This is a genomic window from Kurthia sp. 11kri321, from assembly GCF_001534765.1.
GTDB classification, from domain to species: domain Bacteria; phylum Bacillota; class Bacilli; order Bacillales_A; family Planococcaceae; genus Kurthia; species Kurthia gibsonii.
Genome location: NZ_CP013217.1, coordinates 2439989 through 2454508 on the forward strand (window position 1 = coordinate 2439989; position 14520 = coordinate 2454508).

A 14520-nucleotide genomic window follows, 5' to 3' on the forward strand; every position below is an offset into this window, starting at 1 on the left:
AAATTAACAGATTAACTGCTCTACTGCATTTCTTTCAATCTGCTCATTCAAGTGAATGTATCTCTTAGTAATTACACGATAGTCTTTGTGTCCTAGTAGGCTGGCAACTGTCGGTAGATTCACATCTTTAAGAATTAAGTTCGTTGCAAAGCTGTGGCGGAACGTGTGGCATGTAACATGCTTGTTCCAACCTAATTGCTTTGTCACTCTTTTGAGTAGTCGATTAATCGTTGTTGCATTGTAAGGCTTGTGAAGGTGATTCAAAAAGAAGTAATCTGTATCTTTTTTTGTCTCTACTTGCTGTAAATACGTTTGGAATTGTTTGTGAAGTAACGTATTCATCTGTATGGTACGGTGTGTTTTTGTTTTACAAGACCAAATACGAATGACTCGCCGATCCATGTCAACGTTTTGGTGTGTGAGTTGAATACACTCGTGAATTCGCATACCTGTGTAGGCTAAACATGTTAGTAAGGTCACATCATTCAATCGTTTGACCTGTTTCAGTAGTAAGGTAATTTCATTCAATGTCAGTACACAAGGTTCAGACGGCTGCGCTGGTTCAACTTGTGTTAGTTGAACCTGTATCGCATACGCTGGAATCTCTTTTTGCTGTTGAAAAAAGAAGCGAACAAACTTTTGAATCAGAGTCAGTTTTACGTGTACAGTCGATGGCTTATGTCCTTTTTCAACTTGTAAGTAGTGCATGTACTGCTCAATGTGATAGTGTGTCATGTCACACTTACTTACAGGCTTCTTTTTTCGAGTTGCAATCCACTGTAAAAAGTCTTGAATCGTAAAACGATAGCTTTTGTACGTTGAAGCACTTTTCTTTTCGTTTAGAAGCGTTTCTAGGAACTCTTGGTAAATCTGTGTCACTTCATTATCGATTGAAAAGACTGAATTTTCAGTATTTTTAATAGACTTTGTATCTACCTTCATTTACAATTCCCCCTCTATACTATCCTCACAAAATAGCTCAAGAAAAGAATTGCTCTCTGGATTGTTCTCTAATTTGTTTAACAACTTTCTCGGTGGTAGTTTTGGATATACTTCTGCATTTACATTACTTTGTACAAATAGAGAATTCATGTCTTTTGCTTCACTTGTCTTTTCCAATGGTGTGATTGGTAAATTTACAAATGGATGATTTCCCATTGTTTCTACTAGATTATCATTTAAATTAGGAAGTGATTTTGTTAACTCTAATTTAAACGTTTTAGGTAATCGAAGTACATACACATTTTGTGGAACTTTCTTATCTTCACTTGTAGGTACAGTACGTTTTCTCGTATTCTTCCCTGCTTCAGCATTCAAGTAGTTACTACTTTTCAGTTCACTCATGACTACTTCCGTACTAGCAAAGCCACATTTTTTTAATTCATCATCTAATACTTTTTTAATGATGATGACTTCTGTATAGTCTTTTTTATACGTTACTTTTCCATAGAAATCGGTATAGTTTACTGTTGTACCAGCTACTTCAAAATGATGTCGATTTTTTAAGATGAATTGTTCAATAACGGAAAGTGCTTTTTGGTCCATTGTACGTTTACCTACTTGACGAAGGTCATTCTTCGCCATGAACTCAATCATTTCTTCTGTATTCAATTGTAATGTAAAGCAATCGTTAAAGAGCTGTGCTGCTAACAAGATTACACCATACTTCATTGAAATTCGTTCACTGAATTTGTCTTGTACTTTAAAGTTGTCATGCATTGTTTTAGCTGCTTGTTCTAGCTTGTGATACAGTTCTTCTGGTGTGTAGTGTTGTAAAATATGTTGCACGTATTCTTCAAAAAGTGTTCCGTAATGTGTACTAAAAGCTTCTTTGATTTTCTGAGAATGTTCTGCTGATTCTGTCCACTTTATACTTTCAAACTCTAGCACTCGGACAACTAAACCATTATTTTTAGCAGACTTCTCTGTCAGTTTGTGCTCACCCGTCGCAATAACCGTTGTATTCCATGTAGCTACTTGGCGCTTTTCAGCTTCTTTTGTAAGTCTAGATCGTTCTTTACCTTCTGCTAATTGATACAGCACTGTTGTAAAGCTTTCACCTTCTTTACTACTTGATTCATCTAGCACCAACGGGACACCATGGTTATTTGCAAACTCTTTTAGTAAAGCATTCATCGTAGAGTTCCACGTTTTCATTAGACCGTCTGTATCGGGCTTACCAAATGGTGCAATCGCTGTTACAGCCGCTGTTGTTTTACCAGTCGAGCTTTCACCTGCTAAATGTACAATCAATGTATCTTGTTTAACATGTTTTGAGATGTAACCATTCACGACAGCCGAAAAACCACAAGCTAGCATGAACTCTAGTGGTGTTCTTCCACTGATGTGTTGCTTAACAGCAGACAAGAAGGTCTGTTTTGTTCCATCACTAACTAATTTAAAATCACCTTTGTATTTCGATTGATATTCCATATTAAGAGAAAGGTATTCATTGTGATAGTAACCATCTCTCTCCTCATTCCAACCGAGTCGAATGTGTTCCTGTGATTCTTTACTCTCTTCCTCTGTAAGAGTTAAAAAATTCACAATATAGGGAACAGAAAGTTTAGGAATATCCGCCCCGTACTTCGTTAATGTTTGAATTTTGTTATCCATTAAGATGTCACGTGATACTTGTTTTTTCTCAACTCTATCTCGATACACAAAACCAATAACAACGTCAATTTCTTTTGTATCTGTATTGTATTTTGTCTCTTCAATCCAAATGGCTCGACAAATTTGTTGTGATTTATCTTTCATTCTTTTGTACAGATAGCCATTGGCTATGTGAAAACCACCTAGAGCTATTCTAGGAATTTCAGCTATCTTATCTTTAGGTTTTTTTGTTACAATAGGATTGGTTTCATTTAACATTGTTTTCAGTCTCCTTTGAAAATGATGATAGTAGAGAAGTAGTTGCAGCTACTTCTCTTTTTTTGTAATCCGTATCAGATTAAATGCAATGATTGAACACTGTATCTCTGTTTTTGATTACAAAAAACAAGTGTGTTTTACTTGTGGATATAACTTAGCAGATTCCAATAAAACTAGCAAATTCTTATAATACACAAAATCATCAAATAAATGTTATGAAAGCGCTAACTTCCTATAAAATTTAATAACCCCTTTCCCCTAGTAACATCTAGCAACGAAACGTTTCCCCGGCTTACTCTTATACGCCGAAAAATCATTATTTTACCTTTTTTAACTTTAATTACCTTATTATCGATACTTATGAATCATTTTAAAAAAAGGCACTTTACAACCTCTCAACAGCTGACTGTTTTTCCTCTTTAGAAGTATGAATGTAATACTTAATTGTCGTGTTTACATTAGCATGACCTGTTAATTTACTCACCGTTACAATATTGACTCCCTTCTCGATTAATCTAGTCGCAAATGTATGACGAAATAGATGGGGATGTAGGTGAAATTCTAATGCTTTTGATAATACCTTTAGCCAATTTCGAACTGCATCTTGATGCATGAAGCCCCTTCTTTGACTTAACAATAGATACGGACTTTCTGTAAAAGGACTGTTTACTCTATCTTTCAAGTATAGTTTTATATGTTCCACTACATCAGCTCTTAAACTAACCTCTCTGATTTTCCCACCTTTTCCCTTAACTTTTAAAATACCTGTTAACAAACAAATGTCCTCTGTGCGAATATTCACCAACTCGTTTACTCGAATACCTGTGTAAAGTAAAAGATAACCAATTAAACGATTTCGTTGATTTACTTTATTTTTATCCTCAATGTAAAACAAAAATTTTTCAATCTGTTCCTCTGTCATTACTGTTACTTCTTTTTCACTACCATGTGCAATTTGTATCTGATCTTTTTTTAACTGGATAAATATTTCTGAAACGATGTTTTTTCTATTCAAGAAATCATTGTACACTTTTAAACTATTTAGCTTTTTATTAATTGTGGTAATTTTGTATTCTTTACTTTGAAGATACTGTTTGTAACGCATTAGTAAAAAGCGACTTAATACTTCACTGGTTTCACTCATATGCTCTAAACGGTACACTTCAAATTTACGAATATCTGTCACGTATGAAGTAATAGTCTTTGGTGCTTTTCCTTCTTCTATTAACCACTGTTTAAACTCTTCTACTAACATTTCGTATCATCCTTTCTTTATAAAAAAAAATGAATCTTAAACCATATTGGTCTAAGATTCATTCATTTGATCTTGTAACTGTTTAACCACTTCTACTAACACCACTAACACAATACTTAAAATCATTTTAGACTTCATCCAATTACTCCTTTCTATGTTAACTCACGACAGTTTTATAATAATGTCGTGAGTTTTTCTTTCAGAAATCACCAACAATTCGTTGATGTATCTCCCTTTCAATTCATTTCACCTGATACACCCTACTTTTTTCGTGAGTTCTTTGTTAGTTTTCTCGTGAGTTCCATTCGATTCGCTCATCATTTTTTAAAAGAATTTTGTATTGATGGACACAATTAAGTGTGTACATGTCTCTTCCATTGTCGTAATTTACGGATGTAATCAAACAAGAAGCAGGTAAAGACGACCACTCTTCTTCTGTAAAATAGCGCTTATCTAACTCTTCTTTCTCCAGTTCCACTGTTTCGATTCCTATCTCTTTCTCATTCACCTCGAGAGCACATTCTTTCTGTAAATAATTCATTAAGTAGGCTTTACACGTTTTCATACAAACAACCTCCCATTTCATAATATTCATATGCAATGACCTCATCTTCTTTCTTCCACAATTCAAACATGACGGACTTATCTGTTCCGACTAAATAGACCGTCCACACTTCACCACTTTCATTCTTTAACTGACAATGATAAGCATGTGGACAATTCGCTAATATAGCGATAGATGGTAAAAGATACTGATAGCGTGCTACATCTGGATGATGAACAGGTAATGTATTTACCGCTACTTCTACAATAGGTGTGGACATGTAAAAGCTTTGATGAATACGTTTTAAAACAAATGCATAAATAATTGGTCGAACCATTGTATAATCCCCCTAGAACGAGCAGATTGGTGGTTAATCCCTTATCATTTGGAAGGAAGGTATAAAGTAGAGGCTTTTTTAAATATCCTTGAATAATTGCCTAATACCGCGTTTACAGCCCTTTCTTCCATAGAAAAACACCTACTCGTTTAAAAGTAGATGTTTCGTACAATATGAGAATAAATAAACAACCAAATGAACTCATCAAATTAGATGTACAGCTGGTTCAAAAAGAAGAGCTAAAACATCAAAGAAATAATATCTATTTAAAAAAGGAAGTAGATACGGTTCTTAAATGGAGGAAAGGAAGGAAAGAAGGAAGGAACGCACACAAGCAGCAGATTTCCCTAAAATACAGGATGTAAGAAACGAAACGATGAAAGAACAGCCTAATGAAAAATCGCTGTTTAAATGGCAAATACAAGCGTAGAGAGCAACTGATCGAATTCTAAAAACCTCATTAAAGTATAGATTGAAACACAAAAAAACTCCCATCTTCCGAAGAAGATAGGAGTCTTTGAATCCGTTTGCCCAATAAGGTAAGGGAATGTTGGATTTAATAATCGGTTAGATTATTGTGCAACAGTTGTTGAAGGAACAACTAATTTATTGTCATTAATATCTGTTAATAATGAACTATCAACAGATTTGATTGTTAAACCTGCTGCTAGTTGAGCTGCAGTGAAGTCTGTAGAACCTACTGTAAGCACAACAGATTTTGTACCTGTAGCAGATACTACACTGTTAGTAGCAGTTACAAGTTTTGTTCCACCTACATATACATCAAATGCATTAGCTGTTACTTTTACATCTTCATTGAATGTTAAAGTGATTTCATGACCACCAGTAAGAGTTACTTTAGATAATACTGGAGCAACATTCTCTAATAAAGCTTCAGTTGTAGTGTATGTTGAAGCTAAAGCTTCGCCATTAAGTGCTTTTACACCAGAAACTTTTACTTCGTAAGAACCATCTAATTTTACTGTACCAGCTTCTAGAGTTAAGTCTACACTATAACCATCTGTTGAATTATTTTTGTTAATTTCTGCTTTAGCAATTTTTGCACCTTGAACAGAATAATTTGCAACTGTTTCTGCTGAAGCTACATCTAATGGTTTTGTAAAGTAAACACGTAATGTATTAGAGTCAATACGTTTAATACCATTACCATCTTCTGTAGTTTTAATTGATTGCTGAACAGTATCTGAAGAAAGTACTGCTGTTAAACCAGTTACTTCTTTATTAACATTATTGAAGTTATCTTTAAATAATCCTGCTTCTAAAGTTACGTCATATGATGCAGCAGTATATCCAGTTAAAACAATTTTAACTGCTTTTTTCGTATCATTATTATAATAAGAAGTGTTTGGTGTACCTGTTGTAGCTACAGTAATATCAGATGATACTTTTTCACCTGCTGAATTTTTGTAAGTTAATGTAACTTTTTTACCATCTACAATTGTAGTATCTTCATTAAAGTTTAAAACTAAATATTTAATATTATTAATAGTTTCAACAGAAGAAGTAACCGTTGGTGCTGTTGTATCAGATTTGAAGTTAACTACTTTAGTGTAAGCTGCAATTGGATTATTGCTGTAGTCTGTTAAAGCACCTGCAGTAATTGTTAATGTTGCAAGATCTGCTGCTACTGCTGTTGCAGCCTCTACATGTACAATCGTTGGATCATTAGCATCAACTTCTGCACTTGTTACCGAAGTAGTATCTAATTTAATATCTGTTGCATTTACAACTTTAACTTTTTCAGATAATTTAATATCAAAAGTTGTAGTAGATGTTGGTGTTACTGAAGTAACTGTTGGTGCTGTTTTATCAGAGCTATCTTTTGTAACCGTAATTGTTAATGGGTTAGGGTCTAAAATATTCCCAGTAACATCTGTAATACCTACGAATGTAACTGTTACTGGTTTATCAGCAGTTACATTAGAAAGGTCTAATTTAAGTTTAGAACTACCTGAAGTATGTGTAACTGCAACATTTGCGTCTGTTCCATCTGCATACTTAGCTGTTACAGTTCCTTTACCAGCAATAATCTCTGAGAAATTAGCATACGCTGTTGCTGAATCCTCATAAGTTACTGAAGATAAAGTAGGTTTAACTGTATCTTTTACGTTTAATACTGTTGAATAGTTTTCTAATTTTTCTCCACCAACAGTTTCAATTTTGTCGGCTGCTACAGTGAAATCATAACGACCGTCAAATTTATTTCCTGCTGCTGCTGTTAGAGTAAGTTCTCTACCATTTTCAGATAATACTGCAGTCATTGTTCCAGGTGGTGCAGCAAGAACACCATCAGTTGTTAAAGCTGTTGCAGCAAAAATATTAGTTACTAAAGTATTTCCAGTTGAAATAACTGATGATTTTTTGATAGCTTTGTTGAAAGTAACTTTAATTTCACTACCGTTAATCGCCTCAACAGATTTAACTTTAGCGCCTACTTCAACACCGTTTTCGATCGCAACTTCTTTACCGTCGATAGTGAAAGTACCGTCAGCTAGTTCAGCGTTGTTGTACCATTTATCTTCGAATTTTCTGATGCCTTCGTTTAATTTAGCGCCATCGTATAATTTACCTTCGAATAGTGCTAATTTTGTGTTAAGTTCAGAACCGTTGTAAAGTTCGTCTTTGAAGATTTTGTGACCTTCGTTTAATTTAGCGCCATCGTATAATTTACCTTCGAATACTACTAAACCTTTGTTTAATACTGCATCTTTGTAAAGATCTTCTTTGTATAATTTGTAGCCTTTGTTTAATTTACCAGCTACATATAATTTATCAGCGTAAAGACCTGTAGATACAACTTTTTTACCTTTTACGTAATAAGCACCGTTATAAGTACCAGTAGTTACTTTTTTAAGTCCTTTTACGTAGTAAGCGCCTTTGTAAGTACCAGTAGCTAATTTACCATCTTTGTAGTATTTAGAAGCGTAAAGACCTGTAGATACTTTTTTAACACCTTTTACGTAGTAAGCTTTGTTATAAGTACCAGTAGTTACTTTTTTAGCGCCTTTTACGTAGTAAGCGCCTTTGTAAGTACCAGTCGCTTTTTTACCAGCTTTGTAGTAAGTTTTGCCTTTTAAGCCTGTAAGTTTAGAACCGTTTTTGTAAACAGTTGATTTGTAAGTTACATAACCTTTAACTACTTTACCTGATTTAGCGTAAACTAATTTACCAGACTTGATTTTGTATTTGCTTGCTGCAGATGCATCCGTAGTTGCTACTGCTGATGTTACAACTGAAGCACCTAGAGCTAGGGCTGCTGCAGTTTTGACTAATTTGAAATTACTCATGAATGAAAATCCTCCCTTATTGGATATGATTAGCATTTGCTGTTTGAAATCGTCAGCTAACCATGCTTAGCCTAATTATCATCTAATAGGATAAGATTTTCCACCTTTTTTTATTCCAAAATATTGCACTTATAAAGGACTATATCATTATAATGTCATTTTTATCATTTAATTATTAGTTACATTTTAACTAAAAGAAATATTCTTATTATAAAGAACGGTTTATTACCACTTTATTCTTCCATTAATACCTTTTGATTCATTTTTGATTTTTAGGATATATTTTCCAATATTTTTTAACCATGTAACAATTGTCATATCACTTTTTACACTTTTCACATGATGTTTCTTCCTATTATATAGCGATTGTATCCTATCTTTTTTTTACATATTTTTGAATTTACGATTGTAACGGATTTGTTACAAAAAGAAAAGACCGTCCTTTTTTTAGAACGATCTCCTCTGTCATTTATTGAACTTTTAAGATAGTTGAGCTGATCCAGCCCTTTGTTTTAGTTGTTGGTACGTAAACTTGATTCCATACGGTACCTTTTGCATCTTTCTTCGTTACGATTTTGCCTGAAGTATCTTGTACAAGTTTAACGAATTTTCCCTCGTCTAATACTTTGATAACTTTTGTACCTGTCGTACTCGCATCATCTCGGACATTCGCTTCTGTTGTCGTGCGTGCTAAGTTTGTAAATTGTAAATCTGATTTTAGCACCCATGCTTCCTGCCCTTGAATCTTCACGCGCATCCACGTACTTGCGACATCGTCATTCGTTCCATCAATTGTCACTTTTGTACCGATGTTGTAATTCATTAGAACTTTACCGTATTCCGATGGCAGTAGGCGAACCGTTGTAAATTTCGTCACTGTCGCTGTTACACCTGCATCAAAGAATTGATAAGTTGGCGGTAGTGGCTTACCTGCTGGAATAACATTCGTGTAATTGAATACCGGTTGTGCTGGATCGAGTGTTGAGACTTTCGCCTTGTCATAATAAGCTGCGTCATATGGTTTCATATTCCCCATGATGCGTCCGATACTCGTCGCCCATGATTTATCCGAAGCATACTTCACATTCATACCTGCTGCTGATGGTCCGTTATTGTAGATGGCTCCTGCTCGTAAATATTTACGATAGATGGCATCTGCATAATACTGTACGCCGTCATTTCCTGTTGGGAAGTAAAGCGCGCAACTCATCGCACATTTATCATAGGCTTGATAACCGAAAAAGTTATTTTTATATTGTGAGATTTTTGAACCGCCCCAACCTGTTTCAACAATCGCATGCGCCAACATGAACTGTGCGTTAATGCCATAGCGTTTTTGCATATCTAAAAATACAGGAACAGCTTTGTATAGATTATTATTTTTGATTGTCGTACCTTTCACATTCACAAGGAATTGTTCCATCTCTGCTTGCGTGATATTCGATACTTTTCGAAGGTTCATGTATTGGTACGGGTTACCGAAGTAGTCTGCACGCACCCATGCAAATTTCGAACCGATTTTGCCCAGATAGTATGTTGTGTCATTAATGACTTGTTGTTTTGTTGCAGTGAACTTCGTTGCTGGATATGATTTTAAATCTTTAAAGCGAATGTTACTCGCATTCGTCGTACCTGCTACGGTCGTCGCATTCCCCAGTCCAGTTAGGTATAGGACTTCTGATGAGGCTGTCGGCGCTTGAACATTTGCCGACGTAAGCTCTGTCGACTTCACCCAACCTACTACAGTGTCCTTCCCTGCTGTTGATAGGCGTGATAGCTCATAGTAGGTCGTGTTGCCTAATTTTGCTGAACGATTCATTGTAAATTTCTCTGTTTTCTCTGCAGTCGTCCATGTGCGTGTCGTCTGCTTCACAAGGTCCGTATAGAGTACAGCTGTCGACTTGATTGTCCCTTGTTTTGAAATCTTTTGATAGACAGGTGCTTCCACTGGTGGTGGTGTTGGTTCAGGTGTCGGATTCGTCATTGTTGTACGAGACGATAGCACCCACATCAGTTTGTTATCTTCTGTTTTTCCGTAATACCACAGACCTGTGCCAATCTTCACTTGTTTTGAAATGATGAACGGTTTGCCCTTCGTGAGCGTCTTCGTCACAATATCGTCTGCTGCGCCCCATGGCATCGCATAACCGTATCCACCGCCTGTTAGGTATGCTTTTTGATTGAGTGTGCTTTCTACGCCATAAGGATGCGTTTTAACGGCGTCTTTTTCCACCCAACCGATTATCCCTAGATTGTAGTAAACTTTTTTCTTGTAGCTTGCTTGCTCTTTTACCACATATGTATGAGGTGCTTTCGCGCCAGCCGTTTGCTTCGTTTTGTCATTCGTTAAGTCCGTTTGTAGTATTGTATTTTTATCGTTTAGTTGCGCAATAAGTGATACTTTCGTCACGACAGGCTTTTCTGTCGCAGTTGTGAGCTTTTGATCGCTTAGTGACGTTGCTGGAAGCCATGTCGTCTGATTATTCACTGTACCACGATACCATGTTGCCGTTCCTACCTTCACCGTTTCGGCATTAAGGAAGGTTTTATGTTTATAGGGAGCCATTGACGGAAAAATAACATTACGTGCTAAACCGCCCGGACGCGTGTAACCAGTTCCTATTCCTTTAATGTAGCGCGTCTTTTTCGTATTCGTCATCACCTTATAACTTTTACGTGTGATTGACTTCGACTTCACCCAACCGAGTGCTGCTTTTTTCGGATCAGCTTGGCGACTTACTTGGTAATAAGTTTCGTCACCTGTCTTCGTTGCGACTTTTGAAATATAGAAGATTTCATTCGTGTATTTAGTTGATGCCACCACACTCTTTTTCGAGCCAGGTGCTGTATAAATGCGTGATTTTTGTGATTTGAGTTGTCCCAATTGGCTTGTGTTACTCTGTTTATAGGTAGCTTGTGTCGCGGCTTGTACTGTCGGCGGCTCCAGAAGTTGTGTTGCCGAAGATAGTACAAAAGTAGAAGCTAAAAGTCCTATAACGATTGACTGTTTTTTCATTTGTTCTCCTCCTTTTGTAAGTTATCATATCATATTTTTAACATGGGGTACGTCCTATTTTTCAAATTGCTATTTACGTTAGTATTGTACTTTTTTTCCTTTTCATGTAAGTTGAAAAGAGGATAGTTGTTAGAAAGGATGTTGGCATGGAGATTTCAAAATATCGTGAATCGGATTTAGAGGAGATTGTCGACTTATTCTTAGATACCGTACATGAAATTAATCGTAAAGACTACAGCCTCGCACAGCTTAATGCATGGGCTCCTTACGAACGACGCCAAGAGATCATCGAATCTTGGCAAAAAACATTGCGTGAACACATCTCCTACGTGGCACGCTGCGAACATAAAATTGTCGGATTTGCTGATTTAACACTTGATGGACAGATCAACCGCATCTATGTTCACAAAGACTACCAAAATCGAGGCATTGCAAAAAAATTACTATTTGAACTCGAAGAAGAAGCTTACCAACTCGGCTTGATTCATCTCGACACAATGGCGAGCACCACAGCAGTCCCCTTCTTCCAACACGAAGGCTACGACATCGTGAGCGAAGAAATCGCGATACGCAACCAGATTGCCCTACAAAACTTTCATATGCGTAAGGAATTATGACGAGTGACTCAGTGGAGTGACTCGTTTTTTTTGTGGAATAGTGTTTCGATAGGGCTGGACTTTCAGTAGAGACTTAAATTTTCTATGACAACTCTATTCTTATGGACATAATATTTGTCGAAAGGGACTGATCAGAGGCTGAAAGGGACTAATTAGAGGCTGAAAGGGACTAATGGTCGCGCGAAAGGGAATCTCGCTCTCCGAAAGGGACTATTCCGCGCGCGAAAGGGAATCACCGTCTCCGAAAGGGAAAAACTCGCGCGCGAAAGGGAATCCTGTTCCTCGAAAGGGACAAATCTGCGCGCGAAAGGGAATCACCGTCTCCGAAAGGGACAAACTCGCGCGCGAAAGGGAATCCTGTTCCTCGAAAGGGACAAATCTGCGCGCGAAAGGGAATCCCCGTCTCCGAAAGGGACAAACTCGCGCGCGAAAGGGAATCCTCGCCTCCGAAAGGGACAAACTCGCGCGCGAAAGGGAATCCTCGCCTCCGAAAGGGACTATTCCGCGCGCGAAAGGGAATCCTCGCCTCCGAAAGGGACAAACTCGCGCGCGAAAGGGAATCCCCGCCACTGAAAGGGACTATTCCGCGCGCGAAAGGGAATCCTCGCCTCCGAAAGGGACAAACTCGCGCGCGAAAGGGAATCCTCGCCTCCGAAAGGGACTATTCCGCGCGCGAAAGGGAATCTCGCTCTCCGAAAGGGACTATTCCACACGCCAAAGGGAATCTCGCTCTCCGAAAGGGACTAATCCACGCGCCAAAGGGAATCCTGTTCCTCGAAAGGGACTATTCCGCGTGCCAAAGGGAATCTCGCTCTCCGAAAGGGACTATTCCGCGCGCCAAAGGGAATCTCGCTCTCCGAAAGGGACTATTCCACACGCCAAAGGGAATCTCGCTCTCCGAAAGGGACTATTCCACGCGCCAAAGGGAATCGCCTAATATTTGTGATAAAAAAGAGGAATCACGTTATGATAACGTGATTCCTCCTTTAATTTATCGATAGATTTTCATTAGGTCTGAACGAATCCAAACTTTTTTCGTTGAGCCTGGTTGGTAGACTTGGTACCAAGTTGCTTTTTTAGAGTCTTTTTTTGTAACAGGTTTGCTTGAAGATGTTACAAGTTTTAGCGCTGTATTTTTCTTTACTGTTGTTACTTTAGAATAGTTTGTACCTGCATTTGAACGAAGTGTCGCATCGACTGTTGTAAACGCTAAGTTCGTTGTTGTAATCTGATCGCTGCGCACCCATGCTTGTTTATTTTGATAACTAATTCTGTACCAGCGCGACTGAGCACCTTTTGCATTTTTAAAGTCTTTTACGTCTGTATGATATGCTTTTAACGTAATTTTTTTGCCTTTTGCATAACTTCCTACGCGTGGTGCATATACATATGGAATTGAATAAACTGATGCACCTGAAGAATTAATTGTTGCCGAAATACTTGAAGGTAAAGCTACAAATGCACTTGGCTGTGGTTTCGTCGATGGAATCTCACTGCCGAAATCTTGTGCAATCGATACTTTTTTCGTCGATGCCTTTACACCTTTATAATATGAGCTATTATATGGTTTAATCTGTTGCATGATATTTGCGATTTTTTCGCCCCATGTTGGATCTGTAGCGTATTTTACATTCATCGCTAATACATTTTTACCATAATAATAAGGTCCACCAACTGTTAAATAATTATTCACAATACGTGAAGCATATAATTTCAGTCCATCTTCACCTTTAGGGAAATATTTTGAACATGTAATCGGACAAGTATCATATGCTTGGTAGCCGAATAGGTTGTTTTTATACTGCGAAATCGTCGAGCCACCCCAACCTGTTTCGAGTGCCGCATGCGCAAACATGAATTGCGCACTCACACCTGTACTACTTTGCGCTTTAATAAATTCAGGCGCTAACTTGTATAGAATATTATCCGGTGTACGCCCTTTCGATAAGATAAGTGCCTGTAAATCTTTCGCTGTAACATTCGAAGGTTTGCGTAAATCAACACCTACAAAGCCATTCGTTGTTAATAAATCTGAACGAATCCAACGTAATTTTGTTGTCCCTTCAATCTTCCCTTTATACCAATAAGTTGTACCTACTTTTTCATAACGCTCTGCCGCAAATGATAAACCGCGACGAATTTCTAAATTGTATGATCGATTACTCGATGTTGTCGCAGGCATTGTATAAGCATTATTGCGACCTAATAAATACATTGTTTGTTTCTTTTTTGAAAGAAGTGTACGATTGTTAATTTTTAATACTTTTCCATCAATCCACCCCATCGATGTTACACCTTTTTCAAGGCGATAATACGTTGTTCCATCTGCTTTTTTCGATTCGCGAACATAGTATGTACGTTTTAAATCCGTACTTTTCACTGCTGTCGCTTTTGCTTTTTTAGATGGTGTTTTGTAAAATTTCGCTTTCGTCGTTTTGATTTCAGCTACCTTATACTCACTCGCCGCCTGACTTTGTGTACTCGTAAATGCAAACACACATAGTAAACTCAGTACCCCCGCAATCATCCATTTCCACTTCAAATTTAAACACACCTTTCTTTTGTCCTA

The 14520-nt window shown here is 37.3% G+C and carries 9 protein-coding genes; 1 reads left to right on the top strand and 8 read right to left on the bottom strand.

Annotation, left to right across the window (positions count from 1 at the left end; translation table 11 throughout):
- Positions 1-3: 3 nt before the first annotated feature.
- The 7 genes from ASO14_RS12240 to ASO14_RS12270 form a co-directional block, all read right to left on the bottom strand.
- Positions 4-942, bottom strand: coding sequence for a tyrosine-type recombinase/integrase (locus ASO14_RS12240; RefSeq protein ID WP_068455749.1), 939 nt, complete (start codon positions 940-942; stop codon positions 4-6).
- A complete protein-coding gene (locus ASO14_RS12245) occupies positions 943-2874 on the bottom strand; it encodes a DUF927 domain-containing protein (protein WP_068455751.1) in 1932 nt (643 codons plus the stop codon).
- 385 nt (positions 2875-3259) lie between these two features.
- Complete coding sequence (locus ASO14_RS12250; protein ID WP_068455753.1) at positions 3260-4129, bottom strand: tyrosine-type recombinase/integrase; 870 nt, start codon at positions 4127-4129, stop codon at positions 3260-3262.
- Between the two features lie 283 nt (positions 4130-4412).
- Positions 4413-4694 carry a hypothetical protein gene (locus ASO14_RS12255; protein WP_068455755.1) on the bottom strand — a complete coding sequence of 94 codons (282 nt, stop codon included), beginning with the start codon at positions 4692-4694 and terminating at the stop codon, positions 4413-4415.
- Positions 4681-5010, bottom strand: coding sequence for a hypothetical protein (locus ASO14_RS12260; RefSeq protein ID WP_068455757.1), 330 nt, complete (start codon positions 5008-5010; stop codon positions 4681-4683). The genes ASO14_RS12255 and ASO14_RS12260 overlap by 14 nt, the downstream gene beginning before the upstream one ends.
- 572 nt (positions 5011-5582) lie before the next feature.
- Positions 5583-8318, bottom strand: a complete 2736-nt coding sequence (locus ASO14_RS12265) for a hypothetical protein (protein ID WP_068455759.1) — start codon at positions 8316-8318, stop codon at positions 5583-5585.
- 469 nt (positions 8319-8787) lie between these two features.
- Entirely contained in the window at positions 8788-11334 is a 2547-nt protein-coding gene (locus ASO14_RS12270; RefSeq protein WP_068455761.1) for a glucosaminidase domain-containing protein, read from the bottom strand.
- 146 nt (positions 11335-11480) lie between these two features.
- On the opposite strand from ASO14_RS12270, the gene ASO14_RS12275 reads away from it, so the two are divergent.
- Complete coding sequence (locus ASO14_RS12275) at positions 11481-11951, top strand: GNAT family N-acetyltransferase (RefSeq protein WP_068455764.1); 471 nt, start codon at positions 11481-11483, stop codon at positions 11949-11951.
- Positions 11952-12942: 991 nt separating this feature from the next.
- Here the strand turns inward: ASO14_RS12275 and ASO14_RS12285 are convergent.
- Positions 12943-14493, bottom strand: a complete 1551-nt coding sequence (locus ASO14_RS12285) for a glucosaminidase domain-containing protein (RefSeq protein ID WP_068455770.1) — start codon at positions 14491-14493, stop codon at positions 12943-12945.
- Positions 14494-14520: the final 27 nt, after the last annotated feature.

Bases quoted from the DNA above. Each gene is read 5' to 3' on its own strand.
- ASO14_RS12275 (WP_068455764.1), top strand. From the start codon at position 11,481: ATGGAGATTTCAAAATATCGTGAATCGGATTTAGAGGAGATTGTCGAC.
- ASO14_RS12260 (WP_068455757.1), bottom strand. From the start codon at position 5,010: ATGGTTCGACCAATTATTTATGCATTTGTTTTAAAACGTATTCATCAA.
- ASO14_RS12250 (WP_068455753.1), bottom strand. From the start codon at position 4,129: ATGTTAGTAGAAGAGTTTAAACAGTGGTTAATAGAAGAAGGAAAAGCA.
- ASO14_RS12245 (WP_068455751.1), bottom strand. From the start codon at position 2,874: ATGTTAAATGAAACCAATCCTATTGTAACAAAAAAACCTAAAGATAAG.
- ASO14_RS12265 (WP_068455759.1), bottom strand. From the start codon at position 8,318: ATGAGTAATTTCAAATTAGTCAAAACTGCAGCAGCCCTAGCTCTAGGT.
- ASO14_RS12255 (WP_068455755.1), bottom strand. From the start codon at position 4,694: ATGAAAACGTGTAAAGCCTACTTAATGAATTATTTACAGAAAGAATGT.
- ASO14_RS12270 (WP_068455761.1), bottom strand. From the start codon at position 11,334: ATGAAAAAACAGTCAATCGTTATAGGACTTTTAGCTTCTACTTTTGTA.
- ASO14_RS12240 (WP_068455749.1), bottom strand. From the start codon at position 942: ATGAAGGTAGATACAAAGTCTATTAAAAATACTGAAAATTCAGTCTTT.